This window comes from Mesorhizobium sp. WSM4904, assembly GCF_029674545.1.
Classification (GTDB): Bacteria; Pseudomonadota; Alphaproteobacteria; order Rhizobiales; family Rhizobiaceae; genus Mesorhizobium.
Genome location: NZ_CP121354.1, coordinates 3,317,063 through 3,334,561 on the forward strand (window position 1 = coordinate 3,317,063; position 17,499 = coordinate 3,334,561).

At 64.8% G+C, this 17,499-nt stretch carries 18 protein-coding genes; 13 read left to right on the top strand and 5 right to left on the bottom strand.

Annotation, left to right across the window (positions count from 1 at the left end):
- The first annotated feature begins 110 nt into the window (after window positions 1-110).
- The 12 genes from QAZ47_RS15840 (at window position 111) to QAZ47_RS15895 (ending at window position 11,147) form a co-directional block, all read left to right on the top strand.
- A complete protein-coding gene (locus tag QAZ47_RS15840; RefSeq protein ID WP_278207708.1) occupies window positions 111-836 on the top strand; it encodes a GntR family transcriptional regulator in 726 nt (241 codons plus the stop codon).
- 2 nt (window positions 837-838) lie between these two features.
- Complete coding sequence (locus tag QAZ47_RS15845) at window positions 839-1,873, top strand: ADP-ribosylglycohydrolase family protein (protein ID WP_278233735.1); 1,035 nt, start codon at window positions 839-841, stop codon at window positions 1,871-1,873.
- Window positions 1,870-2,844 (top strand): PfkB family carbohydrate kinase, encoded by a 975-nt coding sequence (locus QAZ47_RS15850; protein ID WP_278233736.1) that lies wholly within the window; start codon window positions 1,870-1,872, stop codon window positions 2,842-2,844. Before QAZ47_RS15845 ends, QAZ47_RS15850 begins: the two co-directional genes overlap by 4 nt.
- A 39-nt stretch (window positions 2,845-2,883) precedes the next feature.
- A complete protein-coding gene (locus QAZ47_RS15855; protein ID WP_278233737.1) occupies window positions 2,884-3,948 on the top strand; it encodes an ABC transporter substrate-binding protein in 1,065 nt (354 codons plus the stop codon).
- Window positions 3,949-3,971: 23 nt separating this feature from the next.
- Window positions 3,972-4,841 (top strand): ABC transporter permease, encoded by an 870-nt coding sequence (locus QAZ47_RS15860; RefSeq protein ID WP_278207712.1) that lies wholly within the window; start codon window positions 3,972-3,974, stop codon window positions 4,839-4,841.
- Window positions 4,841-5,629, top strand: a complete 789-nt coding sequence (locus QAZ47_RS15865; RefSeq protein ID WP_278233738.1) for an ABC transporter permease — start codon at window positions 4,841-4,843, stop codon at window positions 5,627-5,629. The genes QAZ47_RS15860 and QAZ47_RS15865 overlap by 1 nt, the downstream gene beginning before the upstream one ends.
- Complete coding sequence (locus QAZ47_RS15870; protein ID WP_278233739.1) at window positions 5,630-6,697, top strand: ABC transporter ATP-binding protein; 1,068 nt, start codon at window positions 5,630-5,632, stop codon at window positions 6,695-6,697. It abuts the gene before it with no gap.
- 97 nt (window positions 6,698-6,794) lie between these two features.
- A complete protein-coding gene (locus QAZ47_RS15875) occupies window positions 6,795-7,883 on the top strand; it encodes a Gfo/Idh/MocA family oxidoreductase (RefSeq protein ID WP_278233740.1) in 1,089 nt (362 codons plus the stop codon).
- A 50-nt stretch (window positions 7,884-7,933) separates the two neighbouring features.
- Window positions 7,934-8,848: a sugar phosphate isomerase/epimerase gene (locus tag QAZ47_RS15880; RefSeq protein ID WP_278207716.1), complete on the top strand. Its 915-nt coding sequence runs from the start codon at window positions 7,934-7,936 to the stop codon at window positions 8,846-8,848.
- A 21-nt stretch (window positions 8,849-8,869) separates the two neighbouring features.
- On the top strand, window positions 8,870-9,967 hold the full coding sequence (locus QAZ47_RS15885) for a fatty acid desaturase family protein (protein ID WP_278207717.1): 1,098 nt from the start codon (window positions 8,870-8,872) through the stop codon (window positions 9,965-9,967).
- 28 nt (window positions 9,968-9,995) lie between these two features.
- The gene (locus QAZ47_RS15890) at window positions 9,996-10,310 is read left to right on the top strand and encodes a MocE family 2Fe-2S type ferredoxin (protein ID WP_278207718.1); all 315 of its coding nucleotides are present in this window, start codon (window positions 9,996-9,998) and stop codon (window positions 10,308-10,310) included.
- Window positions 10,311-10,343: 33 nt separating this feature from the next.
- Window positions 10,344-11,147: a 3-methyl-2-oxobutanoate hydroxymethyltransferase gene (locus QAZ47_RS15895; protein WP_278229980.1), complete on the top strand. Its 804-nt coding sequence runs from the start codon at window positions 10,344-10,346 to the stop codon at window positions 11,145-11,147.
- A 20-nt stretch (window positions 11,148-11,167) separates the two neighbouring features.
- Here QAZ47_RS15895 and hutH read toward each other — a convergent pair whose 3' ends face one another.
- Together hutH and QAZ47_RS15905 are read right to left on the bottom strand one after the other, a co-directional pair.
- Window positions 11,168-12,649 carry a histidine ammonia-lyase gene (hutH, locus tag QAZ47_RS15900; protein ID WP_278229981.1) on the bottom strand — a complete coding sequence of 494 codons (1,482 nt, stop codon included), beginning with the start codon at window positions 12,647-12,649 and terminating at the stop codon, window positions 11,168-11,170.
- Window positions 12,646-13,647: an ornithine cyclodeaminase family protein gene (locus QAZ47_RS15905; protein WP_278229982.1), complete on the bottom strand. Its 1,002-nt coding sequence runs from the start codon at window positions 13,645-13,647 to the stop codon at window positions 12,646-12,648. The genes hutH and QAZ47_RS15905 overlap by 4 nt, the downstream gene beginning before the upstream one ends.
- Before the next feature lie 239 nt (window positions 13,648-13,886).
- Between QAZ47_RS15905 and QAZ47_RS15910 the strand changes: the two genes are divergently transcribed.
- Window positions 13,887-14,420, top strand: a complete 534-nt coding sequence (locus QAZ47_RS15910) for a GNAT family N-acetyltransferase (RefSeq protein WP_278229983.1) — start codon at window positions 13,887-13,889, stop codon at window positions 14,418-14,420.
- 37 nt (window positions 14,421-14,457) lie between these two features.
- Here QAZ47_RS15910 and QAZ47_RS15915 read toward each other — a convergent pair whose 3' ends face one another.
- From QAZ47_RS15915 to QAZ47_RS15925, 3 genes are all read right to left on the bottom strand, one after another.
- A complete protein-coding gene (locus tag QAZ47_RS15915; protein ID WP_278229984.1) occupies window positions 14,458-15,345 on the bottom strand; it encodes an amidohydrolase in 888 nt (295 codons plus the stop codon).
- Window positions 15,345-16,463 carry a VWA domain-containing protein gene (locus QAZ47_RS15920; RefSeq protein ID WP_278229985.1) on the bottom strand — a complete coding sequence of 373 codons (1,119 nt, stop codon included), beginning with the start codon at window positions 16,461-16,463 and terminating at the stop codon, window positions 15,345-15,347. Before QAZ47_RS15920 ends, QAZ47_RS15915 begins: the two co-directional genes overlap by 1 nt.
- A gap of 149 nt (window positions 16,464-16,612) precedes the next feature.
- Window positions 16,613-17,494, bottom strand: coding sequence for a MoxR family ATPase (locus QAZ47_RS15925; RefSeq protein WP_278229986.1), 882 nt, complete (start codon window positions 17,492-17,494; stop codon window positions 16,613-16,615).
- Window positions 17,495-17,499 lie beyond the last annotated feature (5 nt).

Consider the following 17,499-nt stretch of genomic DNA (forward strand, 5'->3'; position numbering starts at 1 on the left):
CCGGATACCAACAGGCAAGTGAGCGGCGACGGTCGTAACAACGGCATTGACTCGCCCGTCCATATCCAATACTGAACAGGATTATACAGGTTCATTGAACAGGTATCGATATGGCCCGTCGCGCGATGCAGCTCACCCCCGGCACGGGCAAGCCCGAGCAGATCGCAACGGTGCTGGAGCGCGAGATCCGCTCCGGCGTGCTCGGCTTCGGCGATCGCCTGCAGAGCGAGAACGAGCTTGTTCAGCGCTTCTCCGTCAGCCGCAACACGGTTCGCAAAGGATTGGAGGAGCTATCCAATCGCGGGCTGATCACCACCAAGGTCGGTATCGGCTCCTTCGTCACTTTCGACGGCATGCCGGTCGATGACGCCATCGGCTGGTCGCGCGCGTTGGCCAATGCCGGCGCCAATGCCGAGACCCGGACGTTGCGGCTCGAGGTCATCGAGGACGCCGAACTCGCGGCGAGACTCGGTGTCGAAAACCCGTCATTCATCGCCGTCGACCGCGTGCGAACCAATGCGGACGACGGACATGCCATTTCGATCGAACGCAGTCGTCTGCCTTTATCGCCGGAGCTTGAAGACGTGCCGCTGCGCGGCCTGCGCGAAGGCTCGCTGCACCAGACATTGCGCGGGGCAGGGCTCGTTCCAGACCATGGCGAGGAGTGGGTCGACATCGAGATGCTGAGCGCCGCGGACGCCGCCATCCTCGACTGCGCGCCGGGCACGCCTTTCCTCAGGACGCGGCGGCTGACACGCGCCGCCGACGGGCGCGCCATCGAATTCGTCACCAGCCTGCTCAACCCGGCGCATTTCGCGCTGCATCTGGAATTTTGAGCATGGGCGCGGCCGATATGACCGACCGGGCAATGGGCGCGCTCATCGGCGGCGCGCTGGGCGATGCGCTAGGCATGCCGACGCAGCTTCTGTCGCCCGCCCGTATCGCCGAGCTCTACGGCCACGTCGAAGATTTCGTCGCGCCCGCCGCCGACCATCCAGTGTCCAAGGGGCTGCCGGAAGGCGCCATCACCGACGACACCGAGCAGGCGCTGCTGCTCGGCCGCATCCTGGTCAGTTCCGGCGAGCGCTTCGACCACGGGCGCTGGGTCAACGCGCTGCTCGACTGGGAGCGGGACGTCAAGGCGCGCGGCAGCTACGACCTGCTTGGCCCATCGACGAAGCGCGCCATCGACGCGATCAATGAGGGCGTGCCGGCGGAAGAGGCGGGACGCGGCGGCGACACCAATGGCGCAGCCATGCGCATCGCGCCTGTCGGCATCATGATGCTACCGGAGCCGCTCGACGTGCTGGTCGCCAAGGTCGCCGAAACCTGCCGGGCCACGCATAACACCTCGATCGCCATTGCCTCCGCGGCCGCCGTCGCTGCCGCGGTCAGTCTCGGTGTATCGGGCGGCGACTGGCGCGCCGCGTCCGGCCATGCGGTCGCAGCGGCGAGACTCGGCGCCGCGCTCGGCCATTGGGCGACCGGCGGCGACATCGCTGCGCGCATCCTCTGGGCGCAGGAGCTGGTTCGCGGCAAAGCCGAGAACGACGCAATCAGGCTGATCGTCGACCTGGTCGGCACCGGCGTCGCCAGTCAGGAATCGGTGCCGGCGGCATTCGCGGTGCTGGAGGTGGCGCAAGGCGATGCGTGGCAGGCAGCCGTCATTGCCGCCAATCTCGGTGGTGACACCGACACGATCGGCGCTATCGCCGCCGGCATGGCGGGCGCGTGCTCGGGCTTGTCGGAGTTGCCGCAGGATCGCATCGCAAGGCTCACGGGCATCGACCTCGCGGAAGTCCGCACGCTGGCCAGCGATCTCGTCACAGCGCGGACGGCAAAGGCCGGCTCGGGCAAGGAGGCTGCAGCATGAGTGGACGGCTCGTCCATGTCGGCAGCGCGGTGGTGGATTATGTCTACCGCATCGATGCCTTGCCTGCGCCCGGCGCGGAAAGGACCGCGTCGAGCTACGCGCGGGTTGCCGGCGGCGGCTTCAACATGATGGTGGCGGCGAGCCGCACTGGCATGAAAGTGGTGTTCGGCGGGCGGCTCGGCACCGGACCCGACGGCGATTTGCTGCGGTCGGCATTTGCCGCCGAAGGCATCGAGACGCTGACGCCGCCGTCACCACTGATGGACAGCGGCAATTGCGTCGCCATGATCAGCAGCGACGCAGAGCGCACCTTCGTCTCATGGCCGGGAGCCGAAAGCGTGCTCACGCCAGACATGATGATGCCTGTCCAAATCACCCCGGGCGATTGGATTTTCACCTCCGGCTACACGCTGAGCTATCCCGGCAGCCGCGATGCGCTCGCTGACTGGATCGAGGCGCTGCCGGCGGACAGTCCATTGGTCTTCGACCCGACGCCGGTGATCGCGGAGATTCCGCGGCCGATCCTGGACAGGGTGTTGGCGTGCACCACCTGGCTGAGCTGCAACGCGGACGAGGCCGCCGAAATCGCCGGCGCGGGCGACGCGCAAACCGTCGCCATCCGCTTGCTCGCGCAGCATTGCCCCAAGGCTCAAGGCGTGGTCATCCGCGCCGGCGCGCGCGGCTGCCTGGTGCGGCTGGCGGAAGGCGGCACGCGTGCGATCCCCGGCTTCGCGGTCAACGCCATCGACACCAATGGTGCCGGCGACACGCATATCGGAGCCTTCGTCAGCGCATTGTCGCGCAGCCTGTCGGCTTACGAAGCGGCCGGCTACGCGAACGCCGCCGCGGCCCTTTCCGTCACGCGTCATGGCGGCTCGTCAGCGCCGACGGACACGGAAATCCGGGAATTCCTCGCCCTTCACGATCGCCCGGTGACCGTGCGTGGCGAGGAGCAAGAGGCCACACCTTAACAAGCCCGCAAAGCGGGCAAACAATGAGAGGAAAACAACATGCGCATGCCCAGACTGACTGCTTTTCTGACGGCGGCCGCCGTCTTGGTTTCCGCATTCACGCTGGCCGCCCAGGCCGCCGAAGAAGTGCACGTGTTGAACTGGAAAGGCTACGGCACCGACGAGCCGTGGGCGGTCGCCAATTTCGAGAAGGCAACCGGCTTCAAGGTGGTCAACGACTTCTTCAACTCCGAGCAGGAGATGCTGACGAAGCTGAGGACCAATCCAGGGCTCTACGACGTCGTCATGATCAACGCTGCCTTCAACGATCAGGCGATGGCCGGCAAGCTGATCCAACCGATCGACACATCGAAGCTCTCCAACTACGCCGACATCGCCAAGGACAAGGCCGGCTCGCCGATGCTGAACCACGACGGCAAGGTCTATGGCGTGCCGTGGGTCTGGGGCCTGACCGCGCTCGCGATCAACGAAAAATCCTTCGACAAGCCGCCGACGAGCATCACCGAAATGTGGGATCCGGCGCATAAGGGCCGCGTCGTCATCCGCGACGACGCGGTCGAGGCGGTGCAGTTCGGCGCCATTGCATCGGGACAGAACATCAACGACATCAAGGACATGGAGGCAGTCAAGGCGAAGCTCACCTCGCTGATGCCGCAGATCAAGACCTTCTGGAGCTCGGAGAACGACTGGAACCAGATGGTCGCCTCCAACCAGATCGACATCGGCACCTATTGGAGCGGCTCGGCCGACCGCGCCAAGACGCATTTCAAGCTGCCGGTCTCGCTGGTCATTCCGCAGGAAGGCGCCGTCGCCTGGCTCGATGCCTTCTCAATTCCCGCCGGCTCGAAGAACGTCGCCGGCGCCGAAGCCTTCATCAACTACATGATCGACCCGAAATTCTATGTCGAATGGGTTACCAAGGTCGGCGCGCCGGTCTCGGCCAACACCAAGGCGGTCGAGGCTCTCCCTGAGGACGCCTTCAACCGCAAGGTCATGGGCAGCCCCGAGGTCGCCAAGCGCATCCAGTTCCAGGCGCCGGTCACCGATGAGCAGCGCGAGAAATACCTGGCGCTCTGGCAGGAGCTGAAGGTCAACGTGAAATAGTTGGCTCGGGGAGGAGAGGCATCATGGCCGAGCAGCTCGCGACCGGTCCGCGCCGCGGACTGAAGCCCGCCCTGCCGCTTCTCCTTCCTGCCTATCTGTGGCTGACGGTGGCGATCTTCCTGCCGCTGTCGGCCATGGTCTTCTTCTCCTTCATGACCGACCTGCCGCTGGCAGGGAAGGATTGGGCCTTCACGCTCGGCAACTATGCCGCCTTCTTCTCGCAAAGCCTCTACTCGACACTGCTGTTCGCCTCCTTGCGGCTCGGGCTCGAGGTCACGCTGTGGTGCATCGTCATCGGCTATCCGGCGGCCTATGTGCTGGCGAAGGTGCTGAAAGGGCGCAGCCGCGAGGCGATCTTCCTGCTCGTCATCCTGCCTTTCTGGTCGAACGGGCTGGTGCGCATCTTCTCCTGGGCGATGGTGCTGCGCGAGGGCGGCATCCTCGATACGGCGCTCAACGCCGTGCTGCCGTTCAAGATCAACATCGACCTGATGTATTCCTATCCGGCCGTCATCATCGGCCTCGTGCACTCCTACGTGCCCTACATGGTGCTGACCTGTTATCTCACGCTGCAGGCGATCGACGACTCGCTGATCGAGGCCGGGCGCTCGCTCGGCGCCTCGCGGCTGCAGGTGCTCAAGCGGGTTATCATCCCGCTGTCGATGCCCGGCCTTATCGCCGGCGCGGCACTGATCTTCGTGCCGGTCGTCGGCTCCTTCATGGAGCCGCGCATCCTCGGCGGCCGCACCGGCACTTTCTACGGCACCGTCATAGAGGATCAGTTTGTCGCCGTCTTCAACTGGCCGCTGGGGGCGGCGCTTTCCTTCATTCTGCTCGCCGTGGTGCTGATCATTCTGGCGCTCGCGGCGCCGGTGCTGCGGAGGGCCGGCTGATGGCGACGACACGCATCCTCGAATGGCTCGGCCGCTTCTATATCGTCCTGCTGCTCGCCTTCCTCTATCTGCCGATCATCATCATGGCGCTGATGTCGTTCAACGTCTCGCCCTTCTACCAATTGCCGTTCGAGTGGACGACGGACTGGTATCAATCGCTCTGGCAGAACGACCAGTTGATCGCGGCGACCTGGAATAGCATCGAGATCGCTGTCATCACGACGATCATCTCAACGGTGCTGGGCTCGATGGCGTCGCTGGCGCTCTACCGCTATGAATTCCGCGGCAAGAAGCTGCTGCAGGCGCTGCTGTTTCCGCCGATCGCCATTCCGTGGCTGATCACCGGCACGGCGATGCTGATCTTCTTTTTCGGCATCGGCATCGGCCGCGGTCTGGTCGCCATCCTGCTCGGGCATGTCGCGCTGGCGCTGCCTTACGTGATCGTCGTCGTGTCCGCCCGGCTGCAGACCTTCGCGCCGGAGCTGGAGGAGGCGGCTCGCTCGCTCGGCGCCAACCAGTGGCAGGTCACCAACCGCGTGACGCTGCCCTGGATCATGCCCGGCGTGATCGCCGGCGGGCTGTTCGCCTTTGCCGTCTCCTTCGACCAGTTCGTCGTTTCGTACTTCCTGTCGACGCCCGGCCAGACGACGCTGCCGGTCGAAATCTACGCCGCGATCCGCAAGGGATTCACGCCCGAGATCAACGCGGTGTCGACGATCATCATCGTGGTGTCGATGGCGCTGATGCTGCTCACGGCGCGCTTCTTCAAATTCGGCGGAGAGAAATAGATGGCAGGCGTCCAGGTAGCGAACGTCTTCCGCAGCTTTGGCGCGCACAAGGCGCTGGACGACGTCTCGATCGACTTTCCCGACGGCGGCTTCTACGCGCTGCTTGGGCCTTCGGGCAGCGGCAAGACTACACTGCTGCGCCAGATCGCCGGCTTCGACTTTCCCGACGCGGGCCGTATCGCCATCGGCGGTGAAAGCGTGGAGCGCGTGCCGGTCGAGAAGCGGCGCATCGGTATGGTGTTCCAGAACTACGCGCTGTTTCCGAACATGAGCGTCGCCGACAATGTCGCCTTCGGGCTTTCGGTGCGCGGCGAGCCGAAAGCGACGATCGCCACGGAAGTGCAGCGCGCGCTCGACCTCGTACAGCTCGGCAAGCTCGGCGGGCGCAAGCCTCATCAGCTCTCCGGCGGCCAGCGCCAGCGCGTGGCGTTGGCGCGCGCCATCGTCACCAAGCCGCGCGTGCTTCTGCTCGACGAGCCGCTCGGCGCGCTCGACAAGGCGCTGCGCGTCGACATGCAGATCGAGCTGAAGCGCATCCAGCGCGAGATCGGCATCACCACCATCTTCGTCACGCACGATCAGGAGGAGGCGCTGACGATGAGCGACCGCATCGGCATATTGCGCGACGGCAGGCTGGTGCAGGAAGGGCCGCCGGAGGAGATCTACGACAGACCGCAAAGCGAGTTCGCCGCGACCTTTCTCGGCGACGCCAACATCTTTCGCGGTGATGCGACCGGCAACGGCATCCGGCTGCCGGATGGCACGATGATCGTCGCCGCCTCCGGGCCATCGCTGGCGGCCGGCGCCAAGGCGAGCTGTGCCGTGCGGCCGGAACGCATCCAAATTTCGACCGGTACGACGAGGCCTGACAAAGGCGACGCCAACACGCTCAAGGGGCAAGTCTCGAAACGCATCTTCGCCGGCAACAACAGCACCTATTTCGTCGAGCGTGATGGGCAGACGCTGAAAGTGATCGTCCAGAACACCGGCGCCGAGCGGCTGGCCGAAGGACAGCCGGTGGTGCTCAGCTGGTCGCCGGAAAGCACGGTGCTGATCGCGGCAAGCTGACGGTTGCCGCTGCCGATCCCTGATGGGAAATGATGGTGTGGGCCTTGGCTGATGTGCAGGCCATGGCGTTATATCCAGTCCTCGACGGGAGGAATGGATGGCGAGCACGGGTTTCGAACCGGATGTGAAGGTTCGTACCAGAGAATACCGGATCGGCTGCATCGGGGCCGGCATGATCATGGCCGAATGCCATCTCGCCGCTTACCATGAGGCTGGCTTTCCGGTTGTCGCACTCGCTTCGCGCACGCGGGCGAATGCCGAAAAGGTCGCCGCTCGCTGGGACATCGAGACCGTTCACGATACGCCGGAACAGCTCATCGAGGACAGCCACGTCGAGATCGTCGACCTTGCCTTCCCGCCCGATCAGCAGCCCGCGCTGATCCGCCATGCCCTGCGACAGCCTCACGTCAAGGCAATCCTGGCGCAGAAGCCGCTGGCGCTGTCGGTGGAGGAGGCGGTCAAGCTGCGCGACGAGGCGGCGGCCTCCGACAAGATACTCTCGGTCAACCAGAACATGCGCTACGACCAGTCGATGCGCGTCCTGAAGCAGATCATCGACAGCGGGGCGCTGGGCGAGATCGTCTTTGCCGAGATCGACATGCACGCGATCCCGCATTGGCAAACCTTCCTTGCCGATTACGATCGGCTGACGCTCGCCAATATGAGCGTGCACCATCTCGACGTGCTGCGCTTTCTATTCGGCGATCCCGATGAGATCACCACACAGGCGCGCAAGGATCCGCGCACTCGGTTTGAGCATGTCGACGGCATCACCGTTTCCACGCTCAGATTTCCCTCCGGCGTACTCGCCGTGTCGCTGGAGGACGTCTGGTCAGGCCCGCGTGAGCAAGGTTATCAGGACGACCAGCACATCAACTGGCGCGTCGATGGCGCCAAGGGTGTTGCCAAGGGCACCATCGGCTGGCCAAAGGGCGTCGCATCGACGCTGACTTACGCCTCGACCGAGACGACCGGTGGAAAATGGGTCAGCCCAAGCTGGGAGACGATGTGGTTCCCGCATGCATTCATCGGCGTCATGGAGCAATTGCAATACGCACTGAAGACCGGCACGCCGCCGGCGCTGTCCGTTGCCGACAATGTCAAGACCATGGCGCTGGTCGAGGCCGGCTACCGCTCGATGGCGGAGGGCCGTACCATCAAGCTCTCCGAAGTCCGCGTCGACTGAGAAAGCCAAAGGCACGACGGCGGAATCGCTTACCCGGAGGAGTTCACCTCATGATGCAGGCAGGTATCTTCACAGGCTATTTTCCCTACGAGGTCGAGGAAGTCGCCAGGCGAATCCGCGCGCTGGGTTTCAATACCGTGCAGCTCGACCTGCATTTCAAGGATATCGATCTCTCGGCCGGGCAGATCACCAGGAACAAGGCAAGGACGGTGCGCGACACGTTCCGCGACTACAATCTGCCGGTCTGCTGCGTGTCCGGCTACACCAACATCATTCATCCGGACAAAGCCGAGCGTGAGAAGCGGCTTGCCTATCTGAAGGAGATCATCCGCAATGCACGTGAATTCGGCAGCCCTTACGTGATCTCCGAGACCGGCACCTACAACACCGAGTCCGACTGGGTGCATCACCCGAAGAACAAGACCGAGGAAGGCTTCGAGGAATGCCGAAAGGTGATCTCGGATCTTGCGCAGACGGCTTACGACCACGGCGCGGTGTTCCTGCTCGAGACCTATGTCAACAACGTCGTCGGTTCGGTCGAGGAGACGGTCAGGATGTTCGCGCAGGTGGATCACCCAGGATTAGGCTTGTTGATGGATCCGACCAATTATTTCGAGGCGCACAATATCGACCGCATGGATCAGGTGCTGAACCAGGTCTTCGACACGCTGACCGACAAGATCAAAATCGCGCATGCCAAGGACGTGAAGCGCTCGGGCAGCGACAAGACGGAAAAGCATGCCGATATCGGCGACGCGGATGCGCATGAAGGGCTGACCTTCCGGGGCGTCGGCGAGATCGAATTGCCGGCGCCGGGGCTCGGCGCGCTCAACTACGACCTCTATCTCACGCGGCTCAGCGAGAAGCACCCGAATATTCCGGTGATCATCGAGCATCTGACGGAAGACGACGTGCCGCGCGCCAAGACATTTCTGGACGGGAAATTCCGCGCCAACGGTCTTTGAGAGCCGGCGGGGGAAGCGACGATGACGACGGCCGCCGGGACGAAGCGCGACTACAGCCTTGTCGGCGAAAGCACCCGGCTTGCGATCGAGACCGGGCTCGCATCGGCCGAGTGGTACCACACCGACGTGCCGCGCAAGACTATGAAGGAGCTGATGCAGCGCTCCGACGGGCCGGCGATCCGCGACACCGTCATCTGGATTGCAGCGATCCTGGGCTCGGCCGCCGGCATCGTCTGGTTCTGGGGCACGTGGTGGGTGGTGCCGTTCCTGTTCGTCTACGGCGTGCTCTATGGCTCTTCGAGCGACTCGCGCTGGCACGAATGCGGCCACGGCACCGCGTTCCGCACGCGCTGGATGAACGACGTCGTCTACCAGATCGCCTCGTTCATGCTGATGCGCAATCCGGTGCAGTGGCGCTGGAGCCATGCCCGCCACCACACCGACACCATCATTGTCGGCCGCGACGCCGAGATCGCCGTGATGCGACCGCCGGACCTCTTGAAGGCGGCGCTTGCCTTCACCGGCGTCCTCGACTTCCGCTATTCGCTGCCGACACTGGTGCGCCAGGCCCTCGGCAAGCTGTCGGATGACGAGACGAGCTACATCCCGGAGATGGAGCGGCACAAGGCGGTGGTCGCGGCGCGCTGGCACATGGTCGTGTATGCCGCGACGATCTTTGTCGCGATCGCGCTTGGATCATGGATACCGATGGTGCTGATCGGCCTGCCGCGCCTCTACGGCACTTGGCACATGGTGCTGACCGGCCTGCTGCAGCATATCGGCCTTGCCGACAATGTCATCGACCACCGGCTCAACTCGCGCACCGTCTATATGAACCCGCTCAGCCGGTTCATCTACTGGAACATGAACTACCATGTGGAGCATCACATGTTCCCGATGGTGCCCTACCACGCGCTGCCGAAGCTGCACGAGCTGATCAAGCACGATTTGCCGGTGCCGAACCCGTCGATGTGGCACGCCTATCGCGAGGTGTGGCCGGTGCTGCTCAGACAGCTGAAATACGAGGACTACTACCTCAAGCGCGAGCTGCCGCCGACGGCCAAGCCCTATCGTGGCGAATTTCACGAGCTCGATATGACGGCAGCGGCTGCCGAATAGGCGTCGCGCAGCAATCCGGAGAAAGACGATGGCGGAGTGGGTCGAAGCATGCGCGGTGGGCGACGTGGACGAGGAGGACGTGATCCGCTTCGACCACGGCGGCCGCACCTTCGCGATCTACCGCTCGCCCGACGACGAGTTCTTCGCCACCGACGGCTTTTGCACGCATGAAAAAGCGCATCTGGCCGATGGGCTGGTGATGGACGACATCATCGAATGCCCCAAGCACAATGGACGCTTCAACTACAAGACCGGTCAGGCCAAGGGCGCGCCGGTATGCGTCAACCTCAAGATCTATCCGGTCAAAGTCGAGGCCGGCAAGGTGATGATCGAGATCGGCTGAGAGCCGTTAGCCAAGTAAAACAGGAATATACCGATGAGCCGAAAGAGACCGACCGTCGCCGACCTGCGCGCCATGAAGGGCAAGCGGCAGCTGACCATGCTGCGCGTGCTGACGCTGGACGAAGCGGAGGCCGCCGAACGGGCCGGCATCGACATCGTCTCGGTACCGCCGGAGCTGGTGCTCAATCCGCAATATCGCGATGCCGCACCCAGCCTTTTCACCATGCCGGGCGAAAATTTCTTCGAGATCGGCACGGCGGACGATTTCCTGCGCTGGTCGTTCCGGCTCTACAAGGCCGGCGCGGATGCCGTCTATTGCAGCGCCGGCTACGCCACGATCAAGCGCATGGCCGACGATGCGATTCCCGTCATCGGCCATGTCGGGCTCATTCCTTCCCGCGCGACCTGGACCGGCGGCTTCAAGGCGGTCGGCAAGACCGCCGATACGGCCATGCAAGTGTTCGAGGCGGTGAAGCAGCTGGAGGCGGCCGGCGCGATCGGGGCCGAGATCGAGGTGGTGCCGGTCGAGGTGGCGAAGGCGATCTCCGAGCGCACCTCGCTGATCATGCTGTCGATGGGCGCGGGAACCGGCTGCGATGCCCAATACCTGTTTGCGGAAGACATTCTCGGCACCAATCGCGGCCACATGCCGCGCCACTCGAAGGTCTATCGCAACTTCGCCGCCGAGTACGACCGGCTGCAGGCCGAGCGCATCGCGGCGTTTTCCGAATACGTCGCCGACGTCAACAGCGGCGCCTATCCGGAAGACAGGCACATCGTGCATATGGATCCGGACGAACTCACCCTCTTCATGAAGAGGATGGACGGAAAGCTCTGAAAGAACAGCTTAATCCAGCATTAGGCCCGCCAGGTCCCGTCGGCGAGCGCGGCGTGGAGCGTGTCGGCATTGGGGCCGAGCGGCCGGTCTTCCTTGAGGGTCGGCACATGGGCGCGTACAGCCGCATGGATAACGCCGGTAGCGGGCGCCAGCGTGAGGCCTTCGCGCAGGTCGACCGCCTGCGCCGCCGCCATCAGCTCGAAGGCGATCAGGCGCCGCCACAGCACGATCATCTCGGCGCATTTGGCGACGGCAAGCGGCGTCTGCGTGGCGTGGTCTTCGACGCCCTCGGACACGGGCAGGAAGTCGAGCATCACCGGATTGGCCTTGTGGCGGATGCCAGCCAGTATCGCCGTTACCGTCTTCTGCAGCGGCACGAAGCCGGCAGAGGCGCCGCCTACCGGCGACAGATATTTCGGCAGACCGTGGCGGGTTGCGCCGGTGAGCTGGATGAAGCGGGCGGCGGACGCTGCCGCGCATTGGGCGATCGCCAGCCCCAGCGTCTCGAAGGCCAGCGCCAGCGATGCGGTGTGGAAATTGCCGGTCGACAGCACGAGCGAGTCTTCGACCAGCACCAGCGGGTTGTCGGCGGCGGCGTTGAGCTCGATTTCGACCGCGAGCCTGGCGTGATCGATCGCCTGGATCAGCGCGCCGTGGATCGAGGGCATGCAGCGGATCGACAGCGGATCCTGGATGGTCGTCGGCGCCGGCGCCTCATCGCGCGCCAGCAGATCGCGCAACGCCTTCGCCGCAACCTGCTGGCAGGCAGCAGGCCGCGCCAGGTGCAGGCGGGGATCGAGGATGGTGCGGTTGGCGCCCAGCGCCTCCATGGTGAGCGCACCGGCCTGTTGTTGCTGTTCCAACGCCGAGAGCGCATCGGTGAGCGCCAGCGCGCCGGCGCCGGTGGAGACGGCGGATGCGTTGATCAGCGACAGGCCGTCCTTGGGTGCCAGGCTGACTGGGGCAAGGCGTGCCATCATCAGCGCCTTTGCCGAAGGCATGCGCCTGCTCTGATAGTCGGCATCGCCTTCGCCGATCAGCGTGTGGGCGATCGCCGTCATCAGCACCAGGTCGCCGGCGCCGATGGAGCCGAGCGAAGGCATCACCGGATGGACGCCGGCGTTGAGCACATCGACGAGCGCGGTGAAGACATGCGGCGAGAGACCGGAGCCGCCTGCCGCGAGCATGGCGATGCGGGCGAACATCGCCGCGCGTACGAGCTGGGTTGGCAATGCGTTTCCCACCGCGGCACCGCGTCCGTCGAGAAGCTGGCGCTGGAACGCGCCGGCATCGCCTTCGACCGTCGTGCCGAGATTGGCGCCTAAGCCGGTGTTCAGCCCGTAGATCTGCTGACCGCCGGCGGCGGCCTCGTCGAGCACCTTGCGCGCCTTGCCCAGCCGTTCGATGACGGCGGGCGTGACCTCGACCTTTCCTGCATTGCGCGCGACGGCGGCCACGTCCTCGATGCTGACCCCGGCGCCGGTGAGAACGAGGGGGGTCATGCGAAGCGCAGCCTCTGGCCGATGCCCTTGTCCGCGGCCTTGGCCAGCATCGCCTTGCCGAGCGCGATGTCCGATAGCGACAGGCCGCGGTGCCAAAATAGGATCGTCTCGCCGTCGCTTTGGCGTCCGGCTTTGAGGCCAGCGGCGATCTGGCCGAGCTCGGCATGCAGCGTCGCCTCGCTCAGCCGCCCCGTCTCGACATGGGCGCGCAGCGAGCCGAACTTGCCGCCTTTGCACTGACCCCAGTCGTCGACGACGATCTTTTGCATGATCTCGGTGAGCGACAGCTCGACCGCGCTCATCGTGCCGTAGGGCACGACCAGCGCGCCCCGCTTGATCCATTCGGTCTTGAGCAATGGTTGCGGCTCCGGCAGCCGCGAGGCTTCTACGACGATGTCCGCGCCTTCGACGCAGCTCTTCCAGTCGGCCACGGCCATGACCGGCTTGCCGAGGTCGGCGGCAAGCTTGGCGGCGAAAGCGTCGCGGCTTTCCGGCCGGCGCGAATGGACGCGGATCTCGTCGAAATCGAAGAGGTGATCCAGCAGGCGCACATTCCAGTAGGCGGTGCCGCGCGCGCCGATATGGCCGAGCACCTTGGATGACTTCTTCGCCAGATGCTTGGCGCCGATGGCGGTGACCGCGCCGGTGCGCATGTCGGTGATGACGGTGGCGTCGAGGATGGCGCGCGGCGTGCCGGTGCGCGGGTCGAAGAGGTTGAGGATGCCGAATTCGGACGGCAGACCGTGCAGGTAGTTGTCGACATAGTCGCCGACGACCTTCACGCCGGCCGCCTCGAGCGGCGCCACATAGCCGCGCAGCACGTTGAAATGGCCGTGGAAGGACGGGTCGGGCTCGAGATGGACGCGCGGCTCGATCACCGTCTGGCCCTTGCCTTGCGCGACCAGCCCGGCTTCGACGGCGCCGATGATCTCGGCGTCGCTCATCGCCAGCGCTTCGATATCGAGAGCGTTGAGGTAGTCGATATAGATGGGCTTCATGCATTCCCCTCGGCCGGCCCGCGCTCATCCATAACAGGCGGAGGGCCGGCAAGGAAGTTTGTTGGATAAGTTCTGGACTGAACCGGATTAATGCTGTTCAACCAGCGCGTCATGACAAGCATTCCCGACAACGAGGCCGTGTCCCGGCCCGTGCCGATGGCGGCGCGCCAGGCACGGCGCTGAGGTCTCGGGGCATTTGATGGCGAAATGACGTTCATGCGGGTGGAGGTCAGACTTCCGTGGATAAAACGACAAAATTCCCAATCTCGCTTTCCGGATACGAAATCGAAGGCCTGATTGGAACTGACGCTCCACGGCTGGCGCCGCTGTATAAGGCTTGCTCGGACTATATCGAGCTGGAACACGGCCAGCCCCCCGATCCCGCCAGCGCGAGCGAGGAATTCGAGAACTTTCCACCGAGCCGGACGGAAGCCGACAAGTTCGTGTTCGGGCTAAGAGCAGCCGACGACGGCCAACTTGTCGGCTTGCTAGCCTGTGACCGCGACTACCCGAGCGTGGGGTGCTGGTGGATCGCCTTGCTCATGATCGACAAAGCCCTTCGCGGAAGAGGCCTGGCGCGAGCGCTTTGCGACGGGTTGTTCACCTGGTTGAAGTCTCAGCATGTCCAACGAGTAGAGCTCGGCGTGATCACGGAAAACGTGCAAGCTCTTGGCTTTTGGCAGGCGCGTGGCTTCGAGCCAATACGTATGGCGGGACCGGTCAGCATCGGTGCCAAACAGCACATGGTTCAAGTCTTCGGCCGCTCATTGTGAGCGGCCACGCGCTTCCAAGGTGGCAGCAGGCATTACGCTACACCGGCCGATAGACCTTCTCCGCCGTGTTCCAGAAAATATCCGCCTCGGCCTTAGGCCCGTGCCTGGCCACCGCGGCGCGGTGCGCCTTGATCAGCTCGGCGTGGCTGGTCCAAAGCTTCTCGATCGGGAAGTTCGAGCCGAACATCAGGCGGTCGCTGCCGAGGATTTCGATCGCGTTGTCGACGATGTAGGCGATGAGTTCCGGGTCGTTGCGGTGCACGAAGGTGCCGAGGCCCGATAGCTTGGCGTAGAAATTCGGAGCAGCCGAAAGCGTGCGCAGGCCGGTCTTCCAAGCTTCAGTCGTTTCAGGCTCCATGCCGGTCAGCATGCCGGCGTGGGTGAGGATGAAGTTCGTCTCGGGATTCTCGCCGACCAAAGTCAGCCCGTCCTTCATCTGCGCCGGAAAGAGCTGCAGGTCGAAGGAGAGGCCGTAGTCCTTCAATCGGGCGACATTGGCCCGCACCTTGGGATCGACCACCTGGTCGGCCGAGGCGGCGAAGCGGAAGGCAGGCGTCTCGTGCCAGTGGAGCTGCATGCGCACGCCGCGCAGCAGCGGATACTTTTTCAGCCGGTCGATCTGCGGGCGGACATCGTCGACCGTCATGTCGGCATAGCCGACGACGGCATGCGGCCAGCCGGTCTCCTCCGCCGTCTTCTGCAGGAAGGCGACTTCCTTCTCGAAATCCTCCTTGGCCCAGTTGGTCTGGACATAGACGGCCTTCTCGACGCTGGAACCTTCCTGGTCGTCGAGGAATTCGCCGATCGGATAGTCGCGACGGATCGGCTCGTAAGGGCCGAAGATGCGCGGCACCATCGGCCCAACAAGCCAGGGCTGGTCCTTCTGGCGCCAGATGTGGAAATGCGAGTCGATCGCTTTCTGCATCACGATACCCTTTTCCAGATGGTTTCGGCCGCCGGAGCAGGGCGGGCGAGCGACAGGATGAAGTCGGTCAGGCTTCTGACCGAAGAGCCGTCGACCAGGTCGTCGAGCAGCGGCAGGATGGCGCGAAGTGCCGCCGTCTCCGGGCGGAAACGTGGGTCGCCGGCGAGCGGCGTCGCCAGCGACAGCCGGAAGGCGCGGGCACTGAGCCGCCGTATCGCGGTTTCGAGGTCGGCATGGTCGCCGCGCTCCAGCGCGTCCGAAAGGATCACCACCGCCGCGCCGCGCGCGAAGGCTGAAAAGCGCGGCACCGACAGGAAGGCGAGCAAGGTCGGTCCCATGCGGGTGCCGCCGTCCCAGTCGTCGACGAGCGCTGCTGCGCGGGCCAGCGCTTGATCGCGGCCACGGATGCGCAGCGCCGAGGTGATGCGGGTGAGCCGGGTGCCGAAGGTGAAGACTTCGGCGCGGTCGGCGCCTTGCACCGTCGCATGCGCCAGCTTGAGGTAGTCGGCGGTGTGCGGCTTCATCGAGCCGGAGACATCGATGAGCAGGAGCAGTTTTCGCGGTACGGCCTGCCGGCGGCGCAGCAGCGGCGAGGGGATGTCGCCGTCGGCGCTGACGATTTCGCTGAGCGAGCGCCTGAGATCGAGCGTGCCGCGCGAGCGGGTGCGCATGGTGCGGAAGGAACGACGCGCGGGCAGGGCGGAAGCGAGCTTGCGGCGAAACTGGCCGAGTCCATCGGCGTCGCGCTGGAAATCGCGGCTGCTCAACTGTTCGAGTGCCGAGGACAGCTCGCCGCCCTTCTCCTGGCGAACGGTCAGGCTTTCCTGCTGACGTGTGCCGCGATCATCCTTGATGCGCGTTTCATCGTCCTCTTCGCCTTCGATCGAAGGCTTGGCATCACCGTAGAAATAAGCTCGGAAATGCGCTTCGAATTCGCCGCGGCGATCGGGCGAGGGAGCGAGCGTCGCTAGTGCTGCCTCGCGGATCTCGTTCATCGAGCGCGGGCCGAGCAGCGTCACGGCCCGCATGAAGCCGGCCACCTGCTCGGGCGCGATGGCGAAGGCGTGGCGGCGCAGCAACCGGGCGAAACCGAGGAAGGGTGCGGCGGCGCGAGGCAAGCTCTCCTCTCCCCGTTTACGGGGAGAGGATGCCGGCAGGCAGGTGAGGGGCGGCGCTGAGTTCTGCTTGGCATGGCGCTGCCCCTCATCCGCCCCTTCGGGGCACCTTCTCCCCGTAAACGGGGAGAAGGGATTGTCGAGGTCGCGGCTCACCCCAGCGCCTCCTCGACGATTTGGTCCAGCTCCGGCGCGATTGCGGCCATATCCTCCTCGTCCTTGATCAGCACGCCGATGGCGCGGCGGAAGGCTTCCGGCCACGGGCTGCCGCCTTTTTCCAGGATGGTCGCGGCATTCGCCCATTCGACGGCCTCCGCGATGCCCGGCGGCTTGGCCAGCGGACGCGCGCGAATTTCCTGCACGGCCTTCGCCACGGCACGCGCGGTCGCCCCGGCGACATCGCCGGCGCGCAGCATGATGATCTCGCCCTCGCGCTCGGCGTCGGGATAGCCGATCCAGTGATAGACGCAGCGCCGGCGCAGTGCCTCGGCAAGTTCCCGGGTTCGGTTCGAAGTCAGGATGACGATGGGCTGGGTCGCGGCGCGGATGGTGCCGCGCTCGGGAATGCTGATCTGGAAATCGGAGAGGAACTCCAGGAGCAACGCCTCGAATTCATGGTCCGAGCGGTCGATCTCGTCGACCAGGAGCACGCGCTGGTCCGGCGCGCGCAAGACTTGCAGCAACGGCCGCGCGATCAGGAAACGATCGTCATAGATGTCGATCTCGTGCTCGCCGGCATGGCGGATGGCGAGCAGCTGGCGCTGGTAGTTCCATTCGTAGAGCGCGTGCGCGGCGTCGATGCCTTCGTAGCATTGCAGCCGCACAAGCTCGCGGCCGAGCAGTTCGGCGATCGCCTTCGCCGCCTCGGTCTTGCCGACGCCCGGCGCGCCTTCGAGCAACAGCGGCTTGCCCAAGCGGATCGCAAGGAAGATCGCGGTCGCAAGGCTGTCGTCGGCCAGATAGCGCGAAGCGGCGAGACGCGCGGCCACCGCCTCCGGGGAAGCCGCGACATCTACTGCGTTGACGCGGGTCATCTTGC

Excerpts from the sequence above, each read along its gene's own strand:
- QAZ47_RS15845 (WP_278233735.1), top strand. The coding sequence starts at position 839 with ATGGGCGCGGCCGATATGACCGACCGGGCAATGGGCGCGCTCATCGGC.
- QAZ47_RS15870 (WP_278233739.1), top strand. The coding sequence starts at position 5,630 with ATGGCAGGCGTCCAGGTAGCGAACGTCTTCCGCAGCTTTGGCGCGCAC.
- QAZ47_RS15915 (WP_278229984.1), bottom strand. The coding sequence starts at position 15,345 with ATGCAGAAAGCGATCGACTCGCATTTCCACATCTGGCGCCAGAAGGAC.
- QAZ47_RS15905 (WP_278229982.1), bottom strand. The coding sequence starts at position 13,647 with ATGAAGCCCATCTATATCGACTACCTCAACGCTCTCGATATCGAAGCG.
- QAZ47_RS15860 (WP_278207712.1), top strand. The coding sequence starts at position 3,972 with ATGGCCGAGCAGCTCGCGACCGGTCCGCGCCGCGGACTGAAGCCCGCC.
- QAZ47_RS15855 (WP_278233737.1), top strand. The coding sequence starts at position 2,884 with ATGCGCATGCCCAGACTGACTGCTTTTCTGACGGCGGCCGCCGTCTTG.
- QAZ47_RS15890 (WP_278207718.1), top strand. The coding sequence starts at position 9,996 with ATGGCGGAGTGGGTCGAAGCATGCGCGGTGGGCGACGTGGACGAGGAG.
- QAZ47_RS15875 (WP_278233740.1), top strand. The coding sequence starts at position 6,795 with ATGGCGAGCACGGGTTTCGAACCGGATGTGAAGGTTCGTACCAGAGAA.
- QAZ47_RS15850 (WP_278233736.1), top strand. The coding sequence starts at position 1,870 with ATGAGTGGACGGCTCGTCCATGTCGGCAGCGCGGTGGTGGATTATGTC.
- QAZ47_RS15885 (WP_278207717.1), top strand. The coding sequence starts at position 8,870 with ATGACGACGGCCGCCGGGACGAAGCGCGACTACAGCCTTGTCGGCGAA.
- hutH (WP_278229981.1), bottom strand. The coding sequence starts at position 12,649 with ATGACCCCCCTCGTTCTCACCGGCGCCGGGGTCAGCATCGAGGACGTG.
- QAZ47_RS15840 (WP_278207708.1), top strand. The coding sequence starts at position 111 with ATGGCCCGTCGCGCGATGCAGCTCACCCCCGGCACGGGCAAGCCCGAG.
- QAZ47_RS15865 (WP_278233738.1), top strand. The coding sequence starts at position 4,841 with ATGGCGACGACACGCATCCTCGAATGGCTCGGCCGCTTCTATATCGTC.
- QAZ47_RS15925 (WP_278229986.1), bottom strand. The coding sequence starts at position 17,494 with ATGACCCGCGTCAACGCAGTAGATGTCGCGGCTTCCCCGGAGGCGGTG.
- QAZ47_RS15895 (WP_278229980.1), top strand. The coding sequence starts at position 10,344 with ATGAGCCGAAAGAGACCGACCGTCGCCGACCTGCGCGCCATGAAGGGC.
- QAZ47_RS15880 (WP_278207716.1), top strand. The coding sequence starts at position 7,934 with ATGATGCAGGCAGGTATCTTCACAGGCTATTTTCCCTACGAGGTCGAG.